General features: G+C 42.2%; 18 protein-coding genes, 2 tRNA genes and 1 pseudogene. All 21 read right to left on the bottom strand.

Features of this window, described 5'->3' with window-relative positions; all coding sequences use genetic code 11:
- Positions 1–9 precede the first annotated feature (9 nt).
- Entirely contained in the window at positions 10–786 is a 777-nt protein-coding gene (locus tag LCD32_RS19055) for a type III pantothenate kinase (RefSeq protein ID WP_008341820.1), read from the bottom strand.
- A gap of 163 nt (positions 787–949) precedes the next feature.
- A complete protein-coding gene (ftsH, locus tag LCD32_RS19050) occupies positions 950–2,854 on the bottom strand; it encodes an ATP-dependent zinc metalloprotease FtsH (protein WP_035704054.1) in 1,905 nt (634 codons plus the stop codon).
- Positions 2,855–2,949: 95 nt separating this feature from the next.
- On the bottom strand, positions 2,950–3,489 hold the full coding sequence (hpt, locus tag LCD32_RS19045) for a hypoxanthine phosphoribosyltransferase (protein WP_007496175.1): 540 nt from the start codon (positions 3,487–3,489) through the stop codon (positions 2,950–2,952).
- Positions 3,486–4,908: pseudogene (tilS, locus tag LCD32_RS19040) on the bottom strand (tRNA lysidine(34) synthetase TilS). Before tilS ends, hpt begins: the two are co-directional and overlap by 4 nt.
- Before the next feature lie 96 nt (positions 4,909–5,004).
- On the bottom strand, positions 5,005–6,015 hold the full coding sequence (locus tag LCD32_RS19035) for a protein kinase domain-containing protein (RefSeq protein WP_081038929.1): 1,011 nt from the start codon (positions 6,013–6,015) through the stop codon (positions 5,005–5,007).
- On the bottom strand, positions 5,999–6,733 hold the full coding sequence (locus LCD32_RS19030) for a vWA domain-containing protein (protein ID WP_057078742.1): 735 nt from the start codon (positions 6,731–6,733) through the stop codon (positions 5,999–6,001). The genes LCD32_RS19035 and LCD32_RS19030 overlap by 17 nt, the downstream gene beginning before the upstream one ends.
- Before the next feature lie 76 nt (positions 6,734–6,809).
- A complete protein-coding gene (gene spoIIE / locus LCD32_RS19025; protein ID WP_024719363.1) occupies positions 6,810–9,293 on the bottom strand; it encodes a stage II sporulation protein E in 2,484 nt (827 codons plus the stop codon).
- A 202-nt stretch (positions 9,294–9,495) separates the two neighbouring features.
- Positions 9,496–9,567: transfer RNA gene (locus LCD32_RS19020), tRNA-Glu, on the bottom strand.
- Positions 9,568–9,592: 25 nt separating this feature from the next.
- Positions 9,593–9,666 (bottom strand) — tRNA-Met (locus tag LCD32_RS19015).
- Between the two features lie 178 nt (positions 9,667–9,844).
- Positions 9,845–10,243, bottom strand: a complete 399-nt coding sequence (locus LCD32_RS19010; RefSeq protein WP_003217901.1) for a S1 domain-containing RNA-binding protein — start codon at positions 10,241–10,243, stop codon at positions 9,845–9,847.
- Between the two features lie 82 nt (positions 10,244–10,325).
- Complete coding sequence (locus tag LCD32_RS19005) at positions 10,326–10,700, bottom strand: FtsB family cell division protein (protein ID WP_007496186.1); 375 nt, start codon at positions 10,698–10,700, stop codon at positions 10,326–10,328.
- A gap of 18 nt (positions 10,701–10,718) precedes the next feature.
- Complete coding sequence (yabQ, locus tag LCD32_RS19000) at positions 10,719–11,357, bottom strand: spore cortex biosynthesis protein YabQ (protein WP_060780672.1); 639 nt, start codon at positions 11,355–11,357, stop codon at positions 10,719–10,721.
- Positions 11,354–11,662 carry a sporulation protein YabP gene (gene yabP / locus LCD32_RS18995; RefSeq protein WP_007496190.1) on the bottom strand — a complete coding sequence of 103 codons (309 nt, stop codon included), beginning with the start codon at positions 11,660–11,662 and terminating at the stop codon, positions 11,354–11,356. The genes yabQ and yabP overlap by 4 nt, the downstream gene beginning before the upstream one ends.
- A 74-nt stretch (positions 11,663–11,736) precedes the next feature.
- Positions 11,737–11,997: an RNA-binding S4 domain-containing protein gene (locus LCD32_RS18990; protein WP_008341839.1), complete on the bottom strand. Its 261-nt coding sequence runs from the start codon at positions 11,995–11,997 to the stop codon at positions 11,737–11,739.
- On the bottom strand, positions 11,994–13,478 hold the full coding sequence (gene mazG, locus LCD32_RS18985) for a nucleoside triphosphate pyrophosphohydrolase (RefSeq protein ID WP_060780671.1): 1,485 nt from the start codon (positions 13,476–13,478) through the stop codon (positions 11,994–11,996). The genes LCD32_RS18990 and mazG overlap by 4 nt, the downstream gene beginning before the upstream one ends.
- Entirely contained in the window at positions 13,468–15,072 is a 1,605-nt protein-coding gene (locus LCD32_RS18980) for a polysaccharide biosynthesis protein (protein ID WP_060780670.1), read from the bottom strand. The genes mazG and LCD32_RS18980 overlap by 11 nt, the downstream gene beginning before the upstream one ends.
- A gap of 204 nt (positions 15,073–15,276) precedes the next feature.
- A complete protein-coding gene (gene spoVT / locus LCD32_RS18975; protein ID WP_007496196.1) occupies positions 15,277–15,813 on the bottom strand; it encodes a stage V sporulation protein T in 537 nt (178 codons plus the stop codon).
- Positions 15,814–15,952: 139 nt separating this feature from the next.
- Positions 15,953–19,486 (bottom strand): transcription-repair coupling factor, encoded by a 3,534-nt coding sequence (gene mfd / locus LCD32_RS18970; protein ID WP_019743557.1) that lies wholly within the window; start codon positions 19,484–19,486, stop codon positions 15,953–15,955.
- A 67-nt stretch (positions 19,487–19,553) separates the two neighbouring features.
- Positions 19,554–19,784, bottom strand: a complete 231-nt coding sequence (locus LCD32_RS18965) for an anti-sigma-F factor Fin family protein (protein WP_003217967.1) — start codon at positions 19,782–19,784, stop codon at positions 19,554–19,556.
- Between the two features lie 55 nt (positions 19,785–19,839).
- A complete protein-coding gene (gene pth / locus LCD32_RS18960) occupies positions 19,840–20,406 on the bottom strand; it encodes an aminoacyl-tRNA hydrolase (protein WP_007496201.1) in 567 nt (188 codons plus the stop codon).
- 140 nt (positions 20,407–20,546) lie between these two features.
- Entirely contained in the window at positions 20,547–21,173 is a 627-nt protein-coding gene (locus LCD32_RS18955) for a 50S ribosomal protein L25/general stress protein Ctc (protein WP_008341853.1), read from the bottom strand.
- Between the last annotated feature and the right edge of the window lie 87 nt (positions 21,174–21,260).

Genomic DNA, 21,260 nt, shown 5'->3' with positions numbered 1-21,260 from the left:
TAAACCCTCCTATAATACACCGACACGATTGCGTTCATAAATTAATTGGAGTCCTTTTAATGTGAGGAACGGATCGACAATATCAATACAGTCTGATTCATTTCCAATCAATGTAGACAAACCGCCTGTTGCAATGACTTTCGGTGTTTGTTTGGCTTGCTGCTTCATCCGTTTCACTATTCCCTCGACTTGACCAACATATCCATACAGGATACCTGATTGCATCGCACTAATCGTGTTTTTCCCTACGATATGATCCGGACGAACAATTTCAATCCTTGGCAGCTTAGCCGCTCTTGTATATAAAGCCTCTGTTGAGATGGTAATACCCGGTGCAATTGCGCCACCCATGTATTGTTTTTGTTCATTGATATAGCAGTAGGTTGTGGCTGTTCCAAAGTCTACCACAATGAGAGGGGCCCCATACAGGTGAATGGCCGCCACTGCGTTTACAATTCGATCAGCACCGACTTCCTTTGGATTATCACACATAATGTTTAATCCAGTCTTCATGCCAGGCCCAACGATTTGAGGAGTAATGTGAAAATACTTTTCGCACATTCTTTCCAGAGCAAACATCATTGGCGGGACAACAGAAGAAATGATAATCCCTTCTATCTGGTCAAACATCAGCCCTACATAGTCAAATAAGGATCGGATTGCCATACCAAATTCATCTTCTGTTTTATGACGGCTTGTTTCAATCCGCCAATGGTAGTTCAAATCGCCATTATGATAAACACCTAAAACGGTATTTGTGTTTCCTACATCTATCACGAGTAACAACTTCATCACCACTTTGAATAGTGTCTCAAAAAGAGCATTTTTCGACTTTCTATCATACCATACACGAATTGAGTTCCATTTGTAAACAATTCGAAACCGATCCATTCATGATTCGAAATAAAAAAAGCTGCCGGTGAGCCCGACAGCTTTTTATAGAAGGAGATTAAATCTCCTCGTCTTCTTCTTTTTTCTTGATGTTCACTTTCACATCATCGTTTTTCTCTTCGTCATCTGCGTATACACGCTCTGGAAGCTTTCCAGTTTCGTAAAGAGATTTGATTTGTTCAGCATCTAATGTTTCCACTTCTAGAAGAGCTTGTGCGATGATTTCTAGCTTATCTTTATTCTCAGTGAGAATTTGTTTCGCACGTTCGTAGCTTTCTTTGATGAAGCGCTGAACTTCTTGGTCAATTTCGTAAGCGATCGCTTCACTATAATTCGGCTCATTGTTGAAATCACGGCCAAGGAATACTTGACCTCCTTGTGATTGACCGAATTGAAGTGGACCAAGTTTATCAGACATACCGAACTCTGTGACCATTCTTCTTGCAATGCCTGTTGCACGCTGGAAGTCGTTGTGAGCGCCTGTACTTACTTCACCAAACGTAATTTCCTCTGCAACACGACCGCCGAGCAAGCCGACGATTTTATCAAGAAGCTCTGGCTTCGTTTGGAAATAACGGTCTTCTCTTGGAAGCATGACCGCATAACCGCCTGCCTGACCACGAGGAACGATCGTTACTTTATGCACCATGTCAGCTTCGTCAAGGACAAGTCCAATGACGGTATGACCTGCTTCATGGTACGCCACGATATTGCGTTCTTTCTTCGAAATGACACGGCTTTTCTTAGCCGGTCCAGCAATGACACGGTCAGTTGCTTCGTCGATATCACGCATATCAATTTTCTTTTTGTTTTGACGGGCAGCAACAAGTGCTGCTTCGTTTAGTAAGTTCTCAAGATCTGCCCCAGAGAACCCTGGTGTTCTGCTTGCGATGGCTTTCAAGTTGACTGTATCATCAAGCGGTTTGTTTTTCGCATGAACCTTCAGTACTTCTTCACGGCCAATGACATCTGGGCGGTCAACCGTAATTTGACGGTCAAAACGTCCCGGACGCAGCAATGCAGGATCTAGGATATCTGCCCGGTTCGTTGCAGCAATGATAATAATCCCTTCGTTGGCACTAAAACCATCCATTTCAACAAGAAGCTGGTTAAGCGTTTGTTCACGCTCATCATGACCACCGCCAAGACCTGCTCCACGCTGACGACCCACTGCATCAATCTCATCAATAAAGATTAAGCAAGGTGCATTCTTTTTCGCATTTTCAAACAAATCACGTACACGTGATGCACCGACACCGACGAACATCTCGACGAAGTCAGAACCACTGATGCTGAAGAAAGGAACGCCTGCTTCTCCTGCAGATGCTCTCGCAAGCAATGTTTTACCTGTACCTGGAGGTCCTACTAGTAAAACCCCTTTAGGGATTCTTGCGCCAAGCTCCGCAAATTTACGTGGATCTTTTAAGAATTCAACCACTTCTACGAGCTCTTGTTTTTCTTCATCCGCACCGGCAACATCTTTAAATTTCACACGTTTCTTCTCTTCTGTGTAAAGCTTCGCCTTACTCTTACCAAAGTTCATGACACGGCTTCCACCGCCTTGAGCTTGATTCAATAAGAAGAAGAACAGGATAAAGATGATGATGAATGGAATGATGGTTGTCAGAACTTGCAGCCATCCATTTGTTTCAGGTGCTGGTTCTACTTTTACATCTGTATTCTTCAGTGCACTGTAAATTTGGTCAACTCCTTGACCGTCTGGAACGTGGGTAATGAAGTATTCATCTTTCTTCGCGCCATCTAATTGACCACGAATTTCATAAACCCCTCTTACAGGCTGGATGGAGATACTCTCCACTTTTCCCGCACTTAAATTTTGCGAAAATTTGCTGTAAGACATGTTCTCAGGCTTTTGATTAGGGGATCCTAACCAACTGACAACCCCTATCACAAGTAATAAAATAAGTATATAAAAAATCGTATTACGAAAAACCCGATTCATTCCTTACCTCCTCCCACAGTAAGCACAACTATGTTCAATAGTATCATAGAAAATCATTCCAACACAACCAATAACCTCATGTAAACGTGTGCTCATTAGCCTTCGTAAACAGATGGTTTTAACACTCCAATATACGGGAGGTTTCGGTAACGTTCGGCAAAATCCAATCCATAGCCAACAACAAATGCATCTGGTACTTCAAACCCAACATAATCTGCTTTGATGTCTGCTTTGCGGCCGCTTGGTTTATCAAGCAATGTCACAATTTTAATGGAGTTTGCTTTACGGTATCGGAAAAGCTCTACCAGATAACTCAAAGTTAACCCACTGTCGATGATATCTTCCATAATTAGAATATCTCTTCCTTCAACAGAAGTATCTAGATCTTTGATGATCTTCACTTCTCCAGAAGATACGGTAGACTTTCCGTAGCTAGATACATCCATAAAATCAAGCTCTAAATATGTATCAATGTGTTTGATCAGGTCTGCCATGAATGGAAGAGCCCCTTTCAAAACACCAATAGCCAGGGGAAATTTACCATCATAATCGCTGGTTAATGTTGCACCCAGTTCCTTCACTTTTAGCTGGATCTCTTCTTCTGAGATCAAAATCTTTTCAATATCTTGTTTCATGCTTTTGCTTGCCCCCTACAAATTTTCGTGCTGTCTATATTGTAATACAATGAGATCGCTGTTTGTCATATCAATTTCTTCAAAAACGGATTTTTTCAGACCTGGGATCCAGATGATTTGATGATCCGAGTCAGTGACGATCGGCCAGCTGTCTCTTTCTGCAAGAGGCACTTTTTTATCAATAAATATATCTTTCACCTTTTTTGATCCATTCATCCCTTTAAGTTTGATTCGATCACCGTTTTTTCGTGAGCGAATGATCAAAGGAAGACGAACATGATCTTTTTGAAGCAAGAAAAAATAGTTTCCGTTCCGTGCATCCTTCGGAACATGATTTGATACCAAGATAGACTGTCCATTCGGGAGAAAAAGTTCCTCGCCAAGCTCACCTTGTAAATGATGAGTATATGACTGATCTATGACAAGCGATCGTTCAAAGGTAAACATACAGTGATCATAAGATTTGACAGCTTGTAAACCTTTTGGCAAATCTAATGATCCAGACGGTTGATCAGTATGAGATAACCAGTCCAAAGTCCCTAGAATATGCTGGTTTGAAAACGCTGATTGAGTGTTTTCATAAAGATAGTTTAATATTAGTTGAATGCCTCTTCTTTGTAAAGGCAAAGGCAGGTCAAGCAAAGGCTTCGTTTTGATCTCAATTTGCTTAGGCGTTTGATTCGTAATGACTTGATGCATTTGATCCTTTGTTAATGCCTGCAAGTACTGCTCATCCTCAGTCAGCATGTCACTTACAAACTGAAAGCTTTCATGCACATGAGGTGCCTCTTCTTTTAACACGGGAAGAACGTGTCTTCTGATCCGGTTTCTCAAGTAGTCATCGGTGTGATTGCTTTGATCAATGACATAAGGAACTTGTTCTTTTTCGCAAGCAGTGAGTACATCATCCTTAGAATATCCAATCAGCGGACGAATCAGCCACCCTTCATGAAAAGGGCGCTTTGCTTGCATACCTGCAAGTCCTATTCCAACAGTCCCCCTTGTCAGCCTCATCACCATTGTTTCTACTTGATCGTCTCCATGATGTGCAAGCGCTATAAATTGAGCGTTGTACTGTTCCATCAATTGACGAAAGAAAGCATATCTGCACTCTCTTGCAGCTGCCTGTTTGTTTAAGCGGTTTTCTTTTGCATATTGGGTGACCTGTATACGAGCCGATTCAAAAAGGATCTCATGCTCTTTACAGTACGCTTCAACAAATGCCAAATCAGCAAAGGATTCTTCTCCTCTGAACATGTGATCTACATGGGCTGCAATCAGCTGAAAGGAACCTTTTCGACGTTTGTTTAGTTCATGCAGCAAGAGCATAGAATCTGGTCCGCCAGATACCCCGACAATGACTGTCGTATTTTCAAGGAAAACATCATGTTTTTTCAAAAAAGATTCAATTCTATTCACAACTTCCTCCTCACAAAGAGCAGGTAATTTAAAGATATACATATCCTATCACTTTCATTAGCTCCAAGCAAAGAAGAAGCCTGCTTTTTTACAGCTCTATAATAGGAATAAAACCACATAGGCACAGTAAAGAGCGAGCACACTGCATAAGATGAGAATGGTTTCAAAAAGACCGCCTGATTTTTTGCGTACCGATGTTCTTTTCGCAGCAGCAACTCTTGATCGTGAAGGTGCGACCTGTTGATGTTGGGGAACAGCTGGCTTTTGCCTATTTTGCTGTGATGGCTTCTTTTGTCGTGATTTTCTTGAAGCAAGCAATTGTCCTTCTTTCAGCATCGCGCTTTTCATGTCTGCCGCTGATTGATATTTGCCTTGGAGAGCCGCTTTTAACACCCTCTCATATCGCTTTAATAAAGGATGTCCTTCAATCGCTCGATAAAGCTGTTTTTCTGGTTCTGCCCCTTTTTTAAATTCTTTTTTATAGGCACAGTTCACCATGACCATACTTAAGGCAAATAGATCATAAGAAGAATCTGCTTTTCTTGTACCGAAGCCCCAGTAGCCTCGGTCAAAAAACTCGGTGTATTCCTTAATCGCCCTTCCTGCCTTCGTTGTTCCTCCAACATCAATACATCGAATCGTAGCTGGGGGGCCTGAAACGATGAGATTATCAGGCTTCAAGTCACCGAAGATCCAGCCTTCCTTATGTAAGTGAGCAAGGTTAGACAACAGTTGAATCATGAGAACGACGATCCATTCATCGCCTTTTTGTTTCACAAATTCAAGTAGCAATGGCCCTCTGACATACTCCATGACATAAAACGACCGTTTCTCTGACATTCCAGGATAAAGAGCATCATCCATATCATAAAAAGAAGGCCCCATGGTTTTCACAGGAGCCTTTGAAAAGGATTTTAATACATTGACTTCAGATGCAATGAGCATACTGTCATCACTCACTTTAAGGGCCACTTGTCCCTTTGGCGATTCGGCCAGATAAACCACACCGTTCGCCCCTTTTCCCAGCTCTTTTACAATGCGGTAATGTTGGTGATGCCACTTTCCCTTTATCATCGTACCTAATGGGATGTTAGAAGCCGAATTCATCATGTTTTTCCTTCGCTTCAAGCAGCCCTTTTCGTGAACGAACTGATTTGAAATGCTGGAGTGCTTCTCGAATTGCTGGTCCTGTCGGTGTAATTCCTCCTGTTGTCAGCTTCGGGAAAATTGATGATAACGAATCGAACCGAGGCGTCCAGTTCAACACAATTTCTGCATCTGAGTTTTTCCCGGGAAATACACACATCCCAAACTGATTTTCACCAATTCTCGAATTTAGACTAATAGAGAGATCGATGAGTGCTTCTTTGACCGTTGGCAGCTTCGGTTTCATACTTGCACTCGTATCCACAAGCACAAGCACTTGAAGATGAACCGTCTCACCGAGCTCGTCCACAACTTCCATCACTTCTCCACGCTTATCTGGGGGGAGTTCTTCAATTTCAGTATCTTTGCCAAGAATTTGCTGCAATTCTTTATTCACAACACCTTGTAACGTTTGCGTCATCGCCTTTTTTGTAACCATTTGTACGGTTTGAGACAATTGCTGAACGTAGACAACCTGATGAATGCCTCCGCCTGCTAGAGCAATCCCCTCTACTTCTTTCATCGCTTCATGATCGTGTCTGTTCTCTTCCATAATGCCAATGACATTGACTGTGATCCCTTGCTCCTTTGCCAATGCGGCAATCGCAAGTGGGTCTTCCCCATGATTTGAGCAGCCATCTGTAATCAGTAAGATTTGGTTTACGTGACCTTTTCGCATCTTCATTCCTCCTGGGATTGTAACTGAATGCTTATATCCCCATCATCGCCAGAAGAAATTCATATTATACGATATTTCAAGAAATCTCTTGTTTTTGAAGATAGAATGTACCTGTCGGAATGGATGCCCATTTTGGTGTATTGTGGTCGAGCCTAATGACGACAACCGTCATATCGTCATCGATTTGACCTGCTCTTGTGCGAATGACCTCCTCCATTAATAAATCAGCAATCTCTTGCGGATCTTCTGTTTTAAAGCTCTTCATTTTTCGTTTGACCCACAAATCATGATTTTCGATATGCTTTGGTCCTTCAAAGATACCGTCGCTCATCATGATAAGGAGGTCTCCTGCCTTCATCTGTTCACTCACCACTTCTACTTCAAATTCATCAATAATGCCAATAGGCAAGTTGCTGGCCTGTACCTTCATCACTTGATCACCACGTTTAATAAAACTTGGGGTGGAGCCAATCTTGAGGAACTTACAGCTCGCATCCTGTAAATCAATGATGGATAAGTCTAATGTGGAATAGACTTCATCTGTTGTCCGTAAAGATAAAATGCTATTAATCGTTTTAATCGCTACTTTTTCATCAATACCAGACGCCAAGATTTTTTCTAACAGCTTGATCGTTTCATTGCTTTCAAAATGGGCTCTTGCTCCATTTCCCATCCCATCACTAATAGCTGCGGCATATTTACCTGCACCCAGCTCCATCATGCTGTAGCTGTCTCCAGATACTAATCCTCCGCCTTTCGCTGCATGTGCTACACCTGTAGACACTCGATACGATTTTGCAGAACCGAATACAACATGACAATAACCTGTTGGATGCTCCGCACACTGCTCTGCTTTGACTAAAACCTGCTCTTCTAAAATATCAGAGAGCATTGGAGCGATGATTTTTTCACATTCCCCATGACCTTGGCAATAAGGAATTCTCATCTCTATATCAACATTGCCCTGCTCTAAGCTATAAATTTCAACTTGCTGAATTTCAATTCCAAAGTTCTGAAGTGCTTCTATCATCTGCTCTTCCTGAATAAAATGCTGCTCTCTTTCTCGTTTTATTTCCCGGGAAAAATCCTCCATGACTTGTGAGACACCCATGAGTTGTTCAGCCACAAGGCGCCTGCTGTCTTGGACCTTTTTCTTTAAGGTCTGGTTTGCTTTATAGTAAGCTATCTCCTCTTCAATCAATTCTTCTACATGCTTTGATTTTGAGCAGTGCTGACTGAATTTCTTTTTCAACTTCCGGTTATGCTCGTACGTTTTTTCATCAGATTCATGCATAACTTGTTTCATGAGTTCATAGGTTGTATCAAAGTTCTGCACCCAGCATTTATTTTTCTTATAGCACGTTTGACAGGAACGTTCTGTGATCGTACTTAAAAAAAGATCTACATCCTCTTCCTGCTTCTTCTCCTCAGGAATGGATTCGTAAAATGTCGCAAAACTCTCAGACAGCGCATGAAATACATTAGAGAATTGATCTACCTTTTTTGCTGTCACGTCTCGTACTTTTCTGGCATATTGCTGCTGTTCCTGTACATGCTCTACCGTACCAGGAATATATTTTGCCACCTTGGACGTTACTGACTGTGGCGTGAGCAAAAACAGTGCAACTGCGATGAGTGATTCATATAGCGTTGTCATTAGCCCTGCTGACCCTTCACCGTAGAGGGAGATTAGTAAAGAACCCACAATCAAGCCTATGGCGGCTCCTGCTTTTTTCCCCTCTTTTAGTAATCCGCCTAATAAGCCCGAAAAGGCAAGCAGACTCATCTGATAAAGGTTGCCGATGTTGGCGAGACCAAGAATTAATCCAGTTACAACACCCACTGTACAACCAATACTCGCTCCTCCAATAAAGGCAAAGCTCAGCACTACATATCGTGACAAAATATGCTCTGCCTGCATTCCTTGAAATGTGATCCCAGCCAGACCTGTTAAAACTGAAGCGATTAATATCATAAAGCAAATAATTTCTTCAACCTTTAAGGAGTGTTTGATTTTCCTGACTGTAAAAATCGGCAAACTTTGAAGAAAAATCAGTGTCAAAATGAAGGCAAGTCCAGCTTCAACCCCTGCCATCACATAGTCATAGCTTTGAACCGCACCCTGCTCGAGGTATACAAAAGCTCCCCTGGTCATCAGCATTGAGAGCACAATCACAACCGGTAATGTTTTCACCGGGTCTTTGATGATAAATGAAACGACCTTTGACATGAGGAGGAACACGATCAATGACGCAAATACGAATAATGCATTTTGAGGTGATATCGTCATCGCTCCAGCGAGTAAAGCAAGACAAGCAAGCATCGCTTTATCCCTTTTAATGAGCAGCATGGACCCAAAGAAAGGCAATGCAAACGGCATAATTTCAGATAAGATAAAGGCTCGTCCCAATAAAAAGCCCAGAACAACATAAATAAACCCTTTATAGAAAAAAAGAGAATGCGTATGATGAAGAAACAGGTTTTTCATCTTTTTTAACCCTGCACTGATTCTTTCAAACCCGGCTCCCGTTAAATCAGTTCTTCTTTCTAGTTTTTCCATCTTTTCATCCCCCACCTGATATTCGTTGCTTGTCATTATAGCGAAGGTGAAAAAGAAATTTTGTCAAAAGAAGTTGTCGTTTCCATAAAACGTTCGACGCTTTATTTGCCAAAAAGGCATACTTTCTTGAAAGTCGATGTCTTTCATCAGAATTTTACGAAAGCACAAAAAACAGCTTTCCTATAGAAAGCTGTTTTGAAGATGACCCGTACGGGATTCGAACCCGTGTTACCGCCGTGAAAGGGCGGTGTCTTAACCGCTTGACCAACGGGCCTTGCTTATTGTTCTTTTTAAAAGGATAGCGGCGGAGGGGATCGAACCCCCGACCTCACGGGTATGAACCGTACGCTCTAGCCAGCTGAGCTACACCGCCATAATGTAAAATGCGCTAAGAAGCACAAGAACTATAATACAAAGGATTCGCTTGTCCGTCAATAGAAAGTTTTAAATTAAATGGCAAATGCACAAAAAACGTTGAATTTGTATTAAAAAAAGCACCCGCTAAACAGCAGATGCTTTGTTGTGAAAAATATATAGAAAGCAGCAACAAGTTAACCTCTTCTTGCTCCGCGCCCCCCACGTTTTGATTCCGTGTTACGTTTTAAAGATGTTAAGCGATCTTCGCTATCTTTTAAGAATTTGTTCATTTTTTGCTCAAACGATTCCTTCGGACGGAAATCATTTCTGCTCGGTCTTGATTGTTGTTGTTGAGGACGATCTTTTGCTTTTTTAATGGACAAGCCGATTTTACCGTCTTTTTCAACGTTAATCACTTTCACTTCAACTTGTTCACCGACTTTTAAATGCTCATTAATATCTTTTACATAGTTATCGGCTACCTCACTGATATGAACGAGACCAGTTGAACCGCCTGGCAACTCCACAAAAGCTCCAAAATTTGTAATGCCCGTAACTTTCCCTTGTAACTTGCTGCCAACTTCAATCGACATAAAAAAAGTGCTCCTCCTTAGACTTATAAAAAAATCTCATTTGTTCAATTATACATAAACTGAATTTTAAGTGTCAACAAGGCTAATCGCTCTTATTGCCCACATCAAAGATTTTTTCGCCTTTTTTAGACATATAATAGTCCCGTCGTGCCAGTTCGAGTACGTATTCTTTGCTTTTCAGCTTTTTGATTTCATCAGAAATATCTTCCTGCTTTGTTTGTAATTGCTTCAATTCTTTTTCAAGCGCAACCTTCTTCTCTTCTTTTTCTTTCAATGCAGACGATTGCGACCAGAGGGCACTTGTTACCAAAACAGCAAACATGAGCACAATGACTCCAAACACGGTAAGCCTTCTAAGGAGTCCCCGGCGTTTGCGTTTTAGGCGCTGCGCTTGCTGTTCCATTTGTTTTTGATAATCATTTTGAATTTGTGCGATATTTCTTTTTCTCTCGTTCAAGGATGAAGGCCTCCTCTCTTACTTTGTCCAGAATTGTTTCCATTTCGTTTTCATGGTACGAGATAATTTCTTGATCCCTTGTAAAATTCCTGCTCCTTTTGAGAAAAACAACCTCATTGATGTTCGCCATTTTTCGGGAATTCGATGAATAATGGTCACATTGAGTAACCAAATAAGCGGATAACAAACAATATACAGCACCTTCCACACGAGTCGAAACGCAAAACGAACAAGGCGTAAGAGCGAGTGGAACAAGAACAGAAGAACACTTATGATCAAACCGACGATCCAGCGAATGGGCTGGAAAACCATCGACATGATCAGCCTTTTCAGGAAGAGAACAGTCTGATAAATACACCTCATCACAAACTTGAGGATGTTCATATACAGCTGTTTCATCAATGCCTGGTACATCGAGAAACCTAAAGCAACAGCTAGAAAAATATAAAGTCTGAATTCTCCCTCATTGGTTAGCAGCAGGACATAAAAGAACAACAGACCCTGCACCACCCAAAAAAGGAGGTCGTGAATGACCAGCAGCCATTTTGCTGTTTTTTCCCGGTTCACAAACAGCTTGTACGTATCCAGCGATGCGCCCAGCCAGATGCCCATCGCCGCCATCGAAAGCATCGTATAAAACTGGACCGTCAGTGTCATTTAAACAGCTTGCTAAAAAATCCTTTAGCTTTCTCCCCGTGCTGCTCATCTACATAGATTAAGTCAAAGACACGCCCTTTAATGGACACAACGCCCTTTTCTACATCTAAGTTTTTCATTTGCAAATTTTCTCCGCGAATGGCAAGGACTCCCATGACAGTCTCAAGCAGAAATTCTTCATTATCAAAGCTCTCGACTTGTTTGACCCCAGTAATATCTAAATGCTTTCTGTTGCGCATTGTGACATGATGCTCGGCTTCTGATGACAACTTCGTGCCTTGAGGTTGATTATAATATTGATTCATTTATACATCCCCCATATCTCATACTTGCATTGTTACTGCATTGTATGTGACAGGCGGGACATTTAGAACAAGCCCTATTCTGCTGTTTTTTCTTCTTTTAGCACGGTATACATGCCAGCAGCTTCTTCTTTTTTCGTTGTGTCTTTTAACTCGTTGACTTGAACAGTCACAAGCTTTTGGCCAAAGCGGATTTGAAGCTCGTCCCCTTCTTTCACGTCAGAGCTGGCTTTCGCCTGCGTGCCATTAATGGAAATTCTCCCTTGATCGGCTACTTCTTTTGCCAATGTTCTTCTTTTGATTAAACGAGACACTTTTAAGAATTTATCTAGTCTCATGTAAGTTCACCTCTTTCTATGCGTTTGGCATCGTTCCACAATTCGTCCATTTCTTCTAGGGTCAAGTCCTCTAGTGAACGCCCTATGTCCTTTGCTTTTTGTTCAATATGCTGAAAGCGCCGCATGAATTTTGTGTTTGCAGAAGAGAGGGCGGTTTCAGGCTCTAGATGATAAAATCTGCCGATGTTGACGAGAACAAATAAAAGATCCCCAAATTCATCCTTCATCTGCTTTGTTGCACCTTCATCCGTTTTCTCTGCCACTTCCACAAGGAATTCCTGCTTTTCCTCTTCGTATTTGTTCCAAATATCCTCCACGTCTGTCCAATCGAAGCCCACTTTTGCTGCTTTCTTTTGGAGCTTATAGGCTTTTGTTAAAGCTGGAAGAGTCGTTGGAATGGATTGCAAAATAGATGCTGCACGCTCCGGTTTTTCCTGCTGCTTGATTTTTTCCCAGTTGGCGACGACATCTGATGCTTCAGACACATCGGTATCACCAAACACATGCGGATGTCGTCGAATCATTTTTTCTGTGACATGCTGGATGACGTCATCCATTGAGAAATAACCATCATCTTCACCAATTTGGGCATGGAGTAAAACTTGAAGCAGGACATCTCCGAGTTCTTCAACCATATGATCTGGATCGTCTTCATCTATGGCTTCCAGCAGCTCATAACATTCTTCAATTAAATATGGTTTGAGCGACTCATTCGTTTGTTTTTGATCCCAAGGACAGCCGCCAGGACCTCTTAATGTACGAATGACTTCACGGAAAGTGTCAAATTGTTGATAGAGTAGCTTTTCATCTTGGATTGGAGGCACATAAACACTCGTTAAGTTATTTATCGACACATCTCGATCAAGTTCAAATAAAGGAACACCTGTAATCTGTTCCTGACTGCTTCCAGCTGCCGTTACGATAAAGACTTCATAATCGTCAGGTAGCTTTTCCATGAGGGTCAGCTTCACATTCGAGGCTGTCATCTGATCATATACTTGACAGATCAGCACATGCTGGGTCAACTTTAGATCATCCGCTCTCATATCCCCTGCGTCAACGAATTGCAGCCCTTCAATTGGGTCAATCTGTAAGGAATTAAACGTCGCATCCAAAAAGCTTTGTCCACCAGCCACGTACACCTCAACCCCGCGCTCCTTCTGTTGTGAAACAAGAAGCTGCACTGTCTTTTCCGCTACAAACGGGTGACCTGGTACTGCATAAACAATATCTTTCTCATCAGCCTCTCGGAAGAGAATGTCTGTGATTTCCTCATACACTGCATCAAACTGATCATGTTTTTCATATATCTCATCAAAAAAGGTCAGAGACGGGACCTCCTGCATCAATTCTGCGGTGAGTGGATGATCCTGCGTTCTCATGTATACTTCTTTCGCCTGCTTCAGCTGCTTATATACACCGAGCGTCAGCTGATCCATGTCGCCTGCCCCAAGACCAACGACTGTAATCTTACCTGCCATTTCGATTCCCTCTCATCTGTTTAAAATATAAAATCTTTTCTCCTAATGGAATGAGTCTCCATTCCTCTTCCGTAAATACGTCTAGCTTAAGAATACTATATAAAAAGGCGAAACCACCAATAAAAACTGAAGTCAGGCTCTCTAAAACAGAAAACGGACGTTTCTCAAAGGGAATGACCCAAGAAAACAATGCCTGATATCCAATTAAAACAACGGCCATGAATGCTGCTGATAAAAGAATTTTCACTGGGAATAGCTCTCTTATTGAAATCCACCCTTTATGCTTCAAATACACCGCATTGAGCGCAGCGGCGGCGAGAAACCCACAAACAGTCGACCAAGCAGCTCCATAAATGCCGAATAACGGGACAAGAGCCAGCGTCAGCCCCCATTTCACCAGTACACTGATCAGGACCACAACAGCCGGGTACACGGTATGTCCCAGACCCTGAAGCAAAGCGGTTTGCGTAATCGCCATTGATGTAAAGGCAATGGATATGCAAAATATTTGCAGCGCATCTGTCCCTAAGTCATTACGAAAAAGCATGATGTTCACAGACGATAAAATACATATAAGACCGACAGCTGAACCAATCCCCAGCACCGATGTTGCCTTAAACGATGTACGTACTTTTTCACGAATTGCTTTATGCTGCCCTTTTCTTAAGGCCGACGACAAAAACGGAACAAGAGACGTCCCGATACTAATTGCAAACACCGTCCCGAGCTGCAAGAACGGCTGACCTCGGTCATACACGCCTTTTGCCGCCTTTGCATCTGCTTCACTCAGTCCCTCACTGCGCAGTAGCGCATACAAGTGAAAAGCATCGATCATTTGCATCCATAGGATCAGCAATCCACTCACACAAATCGTCAATGTATACAGAACCAAACTCTTCAGCACATCTTTTTTCCGCAGTGTAGCCTGTTTTAATGTCTTGCTCGCTGACAACCGCTTCCGATAGGTCAGCCAAAGGAAAAAAAGCAAAAGGAGTGAAGCAGTACTTCCAGCTATAGAAGAGAACACCGCACCCGCTCCTGTTTCATAAAGCGAATAGCCATGTCTCACAAAATAGAAAGATAAAACAAGCAGGACGCCTACTCTGATGAGCTGCTCAGCCAATTGAGAGACCGCAGTGGGGAGCATCAGCCCATCACTCTGAAAAACACCCCTCAGCATCACGGTAAGTGGCAGAAATAAAAACACAAACGAACTCATCTGGATGAGAAGCATTAATTGACTGTCCGCCATGAGATTCGCAATTGTGCCTGCTCCTATATATAAACAAAGAAATAAGACCAAGCTCAGCAAAGTGATATACACCAAGGATACCTTTGTAATAATTCGGCGATTCTCCTCACCATGCTCGCTCAGGAGCTTGGACACCATCACAGGAAAACCAGTGGTGCCGAGCATAATCGCAATGCCAAGAAAGGGATAGACCTGCTGATAAATATAAAAACCTGTGTCTCCTACGATATTTTGAAAAGGGACACGATATACGGCACTCAGTACCTTTGATAACAAGCCTGCGATGGTTAAAATCACCGCACCTTGGAAAAGCCAATGCGGCTGATTCACAGCATTTTTCATGGATGACTCCTTTATGTTCAATCAAAAAATATACCTGCATTTAAACGCACTCATTATATCATACGTGACTGGCAAGCCGTTTCTATCTAAGGAGTAGACGATACATTCATTGTTTTGTTTCATCCCATATAAAAAACGCCGACAAAATCAGATGATTTCATCGGCATTCTTTCGTTTTATCAAAATGATATAGAATTATTAGACCTAATGTTCCATTTGACGGGCTAAGAAGCCAGCTGCCGTTTCTGCCGCTTTATGCTCCACTTCTCCCATTGAACGCTCTTTAGAAAATAAGACGACGGCGCCAATTGGATCTCCGTTTGCAACAATAGGTGCAATGGTATAAGCTGATACATCATCATCAATACCATCCACAAGCTGAATTTCTTTCTTGCTGTCCTCTAATACAGAATTACGCTGATCCATAGTTCGTTCAAGTAAATCACTAATGGATTTGTTTAAGTACTCTTTTTTTGAACTGCCGGATACAGCAATATACGTATCACGATCACAGATGAGGATAGAATGACCCAAACTGTCGAATAAAGCATCAGCATATTCCTTCGCAAAGTCTCCTAGCTCACTAATCGGTGAATACTTCTTCAAAATGACTTCTCCATCGCGGTCGACAAAAATCTCAAGTGGATCTCCTTCCCGGATGCGCAATGTTCTGCGAATCTCCTTCGGTATAACCACTCTACCTAGATCATCGATGCGGCGTACAATTCCAGTTGCTTTCATTCACTGCTGCCTCTCTTTCGTTTGATGATGTGTTGGGTGAATGGAACAAAAGCGTCCACTTTATGCAACATTCACCACTTGACCCTGAGATTAGTATCTGTCACATCAAACGTAATATACACGAGAGACCAACAAAATTTTATGAAGATGGAATGGTTTCTTTTTTCACATCTTGAAGACCTCGAAGCATACGAAGAACGACTTCAAGCCACTCCTCCGTTTTCTTGCCTTTTGTTTGGACAGAAATAATCAGCTTGCTGCCTTCCATGCCAAGACCGATATCACGTCCATATTGACTGCCAAGCTCAAATAATTTTTGACCATCGATGTCGCTGCTAGCTTTTTCATCGAGAGTAAGTCTGACAATGCCTTTCTCCATCTTGATCAACTCGACACGTTCCTGCACAGCGTACACCTTCATCGTCGCAATCGTGAACAAATCAGCCACTTCTTGCGGATATTCTCCGAATCGGTCAATCATTTCATCTTGAAGCTCTTTCCGCTCTTCTATTGATCCAATCGCTCTAAACTGTTTATACATCTCGATCTTTTGTTTGCCATCAGAAATATAGCTATCTGGAATGTAGGCATCAATTTGGAGATCAATTTCCGGCTCAAATTTTTCTTGAGCAGTCGTATCGCCTCTTCTTTCTTCAATGGCTTCTTTCAGCATTTGAGAGTAAAGGTCGAATCCAACAGAATCAATAAATCCATGTTGCTGTGCACCAAGTAAGTTCCCTGCTCCTCGAATCGTTAAGTCACGCATCGCAATTTTAAAGCCTGACCCAAGCTCGGTGAATTCTTTAATAGCTTGAAGTCTTTTCTCAGCTACTTCAGAAAGCACTTTATCTTTTCGATAAGTGAAATAAGCATAGGCCACACGATTCGAGCGCCCAACTCGTCCTCTTAACTGGTACAGCTGCGAAAGCCCCATTTTATCAGCATCGTGAACAATGAGCGTGTTCACATTTGGTATGTCTACGCCCGTTTCGATAATGGTTGTACTGACGAGTACATCCGATTCACCTTCTAGGAAATTAATCATCACGGATTCCAGCTCGTTCTCACTCATTTTCCCGTGTGCGTAGCTTACTTTTGCGTCTGGAACAAGCATCGAGATTTCATCTGCTTTTCGTTCAATATCCTCCACTCGGTTATAAAGGAAGTACACTTGACCGCCTCTTGCCAGTTCTCGCTCAATGGCTTCTCTAACTAACGCACCATTGTACTCGACAACATAGGTTTGAACTGGGAAACGGTTCTCAGGTGGCGTTTCAATAACAGATAAGTCACGTACGCCAAGCATCGACATATGAAGCGTACGAGGAATTGGCGTTGCCGTTAACGTCAGCACATCAATATTGGCTTTCATTTGTTTAATTTTCTCTTTGTGCGTCACACCGAAGCGCTGCTCTTCATCGATAATTAACAGTCCTAAATCCTTGTACACAATGTCTTTTGAAAGAAGACGATGCGTCCCAATGACCATATCAATCGTTCCGTTTTTCAGCCCTTTTAAGGTTTCTGTTGTTTCTTTTCGTGTACGGAAGCGGCTAAGCTGAGCGATTTTAACAGGATAGTCTTGGAATCTGTCCATAATCGTGTCAAAATGCTGCTGCGCTAAGATCGTTGTTGGTACAAGCAGTGCCACCTGCTTCCCGTCAGCAATGGCTTTGAAGGCCGCTCGAATCGCCACCTCTGTTTTTCCATAGCCCACATCTCCACAAAGCAGACGATCCATCGGGCGCTCCCGCTCCATGTCTTGCTTGATTTCATGAATCGAGCGAATTTGATCGTCTGTTTCTTGGTAAGGGAATGCAGATTCAAACTGGCGCTGCATCTCATGGTCAGGCGAGAAGGCATACCCTTTGCTTGCTTCACGTTCTGCGTACAGCTTAATTAGATCATCTGCAATGTCCTGCACAGATGATTCTACTTTTTTCTTCACGCGCTTCCAGTCGCTACCGCCTAGTTTGTATAGCTTTGGTTCTTTCCCTTCTGACCCTACATACTTCTGCACCTGATCAATTTGTTCAACAGGGACATAAAGCTTGTCGCTTCCTTGATAATGAATATTTAAATAATCTTTATGAATGCCGCCAATTTCAAGCGTTTCAATTCCTAAATACTTACCGATCCCGTGGTTAATGTGCACCACATAATCGCCCACTTGCAGCTCTGAATAGCTTTTGATTCGCTCTGCGTTCGTCAGCTTTTGCTTACGTGCCTGCTTCTTCACACGTTTCTTGAAAAGTTCACCCTCTGTAATGACAGCAATTTTGGATAAAGGCAGTTCAAAACCGGTTTGCAGCTCACCTTGTAAAATATATACTTGCCCGCTGACAAGCTCAGCATCAGGTTTAGCAAGAGCTGCTTCAATGTCATAATCATGCAAGACAGATGACAGCTTCTCTGTCCGCTCTTCATCCGCACCTAAAAAGACTACCGTATAATTCTGCTTTTTGTAGCGTTCAATTTCACTTGCAAGCACATTCATCTGCCCGTGGAAATTCTGCATTTGCTTACTAGATACATTAACGATATTTTGCGGATTGGTCTGCTGAACATGTCTCAAAAATAAGGAATAGTACAGAATCGATCTCGATTGCTGATTGAACAGCTCTTGAAATGGGAAGGAAAGGGCTAGATCATGCAGGATATTCCCTTCTTCCAGCAGACTAATTGTCCAATCTGCTTCTTCCTGTTCAAGCTGTTCTTCCATCTCCTGAATTCTGCTGATTTCATCTAGAATGATAATCGTATCCTGCGATGTATAATCTAGCAAACTAGCAGGCTTTTCATAGAAATAGGACAGATACTTCGTCATTTCTTGTGTCACAATACCTTCTAGCAGCTTCTCACGATCAGCAGAAATATTCTGATGGAGCAGTTCTTTTTGTTTATCCGAGTTGAATTTCTTTAAGCTACTGGCAAGACCTTCGTCAAGCTGTTCAATCGCTCTCACTCGTTCAGGCCCTCTTACAATCAGCTCTTTCGCCGGGCCAATCTTGATTTCTTGAAGTGTTTCCAATGAACGCTGCGTGTCAGAGTGGAAGGACCGAATAGAATCCACTTCTGTATCAAACAGCTCAATACGGATCGGGTGGTCTTCCGTTAATGCATAAATGTCAATGATTCCTCCGCGCACACTAAAGTCTCCGGGCGCAGCGACCATGGACGTCCGGTCATAACCGATTTGCACGAGTTGTTTTGAAAACGCCTCCAAATCAATTTCTTCACCAACCTTTAAATGGATCTGACTCTCCTTCCAGAGCTCAACAGGAGGAAGCATTCTACGCACTGCAGCTGCTGGGGTCACGACAATCGGATTTTCTCCATTCGCGAGACGATTCAATACATCAAGACGCTGCGCTCTAAGCTCCGGGCTTGCCACAGCAATTTCAGATGCAATGAGTTCATTGACAGGATAAAGAAGAACCGAGCGATCTGGCATCACACTTGCTAGATCATCTGTGACCTTCTGCGCTTGATATAAGTTGTGTGTCACAATAAACATCGGCCGCTTTAATTCGTCTGATATGGCGGCTGTAAATAAAGATCTGACGGAGCCTGATAGTCCGGCGAGCAGTTGTTCTTTTAAACCTTCCTTTAGCCCATTAAAAATGGACTGAAAATCATCACTTTGTTTGATAAATGATTGTATATTTTTCATTTGGCTCCTCCTCCCTGCTTGTTTAAAACAGAAAAACGCTTTGGTCTATTATCTACACCAAAGCTTTTTATTGAATAAAGGTATGATACTGATGGTAATCAGGATTTCTTTCGAGCGCCTCTTGGCAATCCTCACAAATGGTTTGTACATGTAAATCACCATTTTCCCTATAAGAAATCATATCGTTTCTTTCCTCATTTGTTAAGTGATGAAATCCAAGTGCTTCACTTTGGACAGCGGATTCATCTAGACTGCCAACCTTTACACCACAGTGCCGGCAGTAATAGTGCAAAGCCATACGTGATCCTCCCATGCTGAGATTTTATGATCAGTATGTGCTTTGCTTATCATTCTTATACCTTCTTGTTAAAATCATTCATCACTTCTAAAAATGGCTTTGTTAAAGCCGCTTCACAAGCTTCAACAGATGCTTGAATAGCAGATGAGATATCAGGCTGTTCTTCCTCCGAGAAGCGTCCTAGTACGTAATCGACGACCTTCATGCCGTTTTGTGGACGGCCGATGCCGATACGGAATCGGTCAAATTCTGGTGAACCTAAATGCTGAATCAACGATTTGATTCCGTTATGTCCGCCTGCACTTCCTTTAGTACGCAAACGAATCCGGCCCGTTGGCAAATCAAGATCATCATAGATGACCTTCAAATGTTCAAGGGGAATATCATAGTAATCCATCAGCGGACGCACACATTCCCCTGATAAGTTCATATATGTAAGAGGCTTCACAAGTAGAACCTTTTGCCCCGAAACAAACCCAGTTCCATATTGTCCATGGAATTTTGATTGATTTAATGGGATGTCCCATTTTTTTGATAGTTCATCTATTGTCATAAACCCGACGTTATGTCTTGTTTTTTCATATTCTTTTCCTGGATTACCCAATCCAACGAACGCAATCATGAAACCAATAACCTCCTTTGTCGCACATGCACACGCCTAAAAAATGAGCCAATGTGATTGCCTCATGCAAAACGTATGAATTCTTTTCATTCTAGCACAAAAGACGTAACCGCGGGAGGGTTACGTCTCTAATTGACCAGTTATTCTTCGCTGTCATCTTTTTCTTTAATGGCCTCAGGCTCTTGCGTTTCCTCTTCACTATCTGGCTCTGGAACCTCTGATTGCTGAGGCGGTAAGATCGAAGCAACAACTTCTTCTGGATCATTATTAATCTGATACGTAGACTGAACAGACAGATCACCAACTGTTAGTACGTCATTTACTTCTAAGTTCGTAATATCAGCTTCAATATTTTGCGGGATATCCTTTGGTTTTGCTGTAATGGATAGCTCAAATAGTGGCTGCTGAAGCACACCGCCATCCTTTACACCTTTGGATTCGCCAATGAGTTGTACAGGTACATCTGCGTCAATTTCTCGCTGTAAGTCGACCACTTGGAAATCAGCGTGGACAAGCTCATTTTTCAACGGATCTGTTTGCAGTTCTGTTACCATCACAGATTTTGTTTCACCGCCAACGTCTAATGTGATGATTGTGTTTTTTCCTTCATCACGTAATGTCTTTAATAAATCAATACTGTCTAATGAAACAGCAAGGTTGTCTGTATTTTTTCCGTATATGACACCAGGAACGTGTCCTGAATGACGGATTTTTTGCAGTGTGGAACGTTTGAAATCAGTTCTTTTATTTGCTTTTAAAGTTGCCATATTCAGCACCATCCTATTTCTTTTTTGTCACTACTTTCATAAATACCCATAACTGAATCATTTTAAACATGTTTGCCTTTCATTTAT

It is taken from the genome of Bacillus sp. RSS_NA_20, assembly GCF_020165915.1.
GTDB lineage: Bacteria > Bacillota > Bacilli > Bacillales > Bacillaceae > Bacillus > Bacillus altitudinis.
Note: the sequence above shows the minus strand (reverse complement) of the source record. Positions and strands in the feature narration are given on the sequence as shown.

Bases quoted from the DNA above. Each gene is read 5' to 3' on its own strand.
- mfd (WP_019743557.1), bottom strand. From the start codon at position 19,486: ATGAAAAATATACAATCATTTATCAAACAAAGTGATGATTTTCAGTCC.
- spoVT (WP_007496196.1), bottom strand. From the start codon at position 15,813: ATGAAAGCAACTGGAATTGTACGCCGCATCGATGATCTAGGTAGAGTG.
- LCD32_RS19030 (WP_057078742.1), bottom strand. From the start codon at position 6,733: ATGCGAAAAGGTCACGTAAACCAAATCTTACTGATTACAGATGGCTGC.
- LCD32_RS18990 (WP_008341839.1), bottom strand. From the start codon at position 11,997: ATGAGACTAGATAAATTCTTAAAAGTGTCTCGTTTAATCAAAAGAAGA.
- LCD32_RS18965 (WP_003217967.1), bottom strand. From the start codon at position 19,784: ATGGCTTTGCACTATTACTGCCGGCACTGTGGTGTAAAGGTTGGCAGT.
- LCD32_RS19010 (WP_003217901.1), bottom strand. From the start codon at position 10,243: ATGTCGATTGAAGTTGGCAGCAAGTTACAAGGGAAAGTTACGGGCATT.
- mazG (WP_060780671.1), bottom strand. From the start codon at position 13,478: ATGGCAGGTAAGATTACAGTCGTTGGTCTTGGGGCAGGCGACATGGAT.
- pth (WP_007496201.1), bottom strand. From the start codon at position 20,406: ATGATTGCGTTCGTTGGATTGGGTAATCCAGGAAAAGAATATGAAAAA.
- spoIIE (WP_024719363.1), bottom strand. From the start codon at position 9,293: ATGGAAAAACTAGAAAGAAGAACTGATTTAACGGGAGCCGGGTTTGAA.
- LCD32_RS18980 (WP_060780670.1), bottom strand. From the start codon at position 15,072: ATGAAAAATGCTGTGAATCAGCCGCATTGGCTTTTCCAAGGTGCGGTG.
- yabQ (WP_060780672.1), bottom strand. From the start codon at position 11,357: ATGACACTGACGGTCCAGTTTTATACGATGCTTTCGATGGCGGCGATG.
- LCD32_RS18955 (WP_008341853.1), bottom strand. From the start codon at position 21,173: ATGGCAACTTTAAAAGCAAATAAAAGAACTGATTTCAAACGTTCCACA.
- ftsH (WP_035704054.1), bottom strand. From the start codon at position 2,854: ATGAATCGGGTTTTTCGTAATACGATTTTTTATATACTTATTTTATTA.
- LCD32_RS19035 (WP_081038929.1), bottom strand. From the start codon at position 6,015: ATGAATTCGGCTTCTAACATCCCATTAGGTACGATGATAAAGGGAAAG.
- yabP (WP_007496190.1), bottom strand. From the start codon at position 11,662: ATGAATCAATATTATAATCAACCTCAAGGCACGAAGTTGTCATCAGAA.
- hpt (WP_007496175.1), bottom strand. From the start codon at position 3,489: ATGAAACAAGATATTGAAAAGATTTTGATCTCAGAAGAAGAGATCCAG.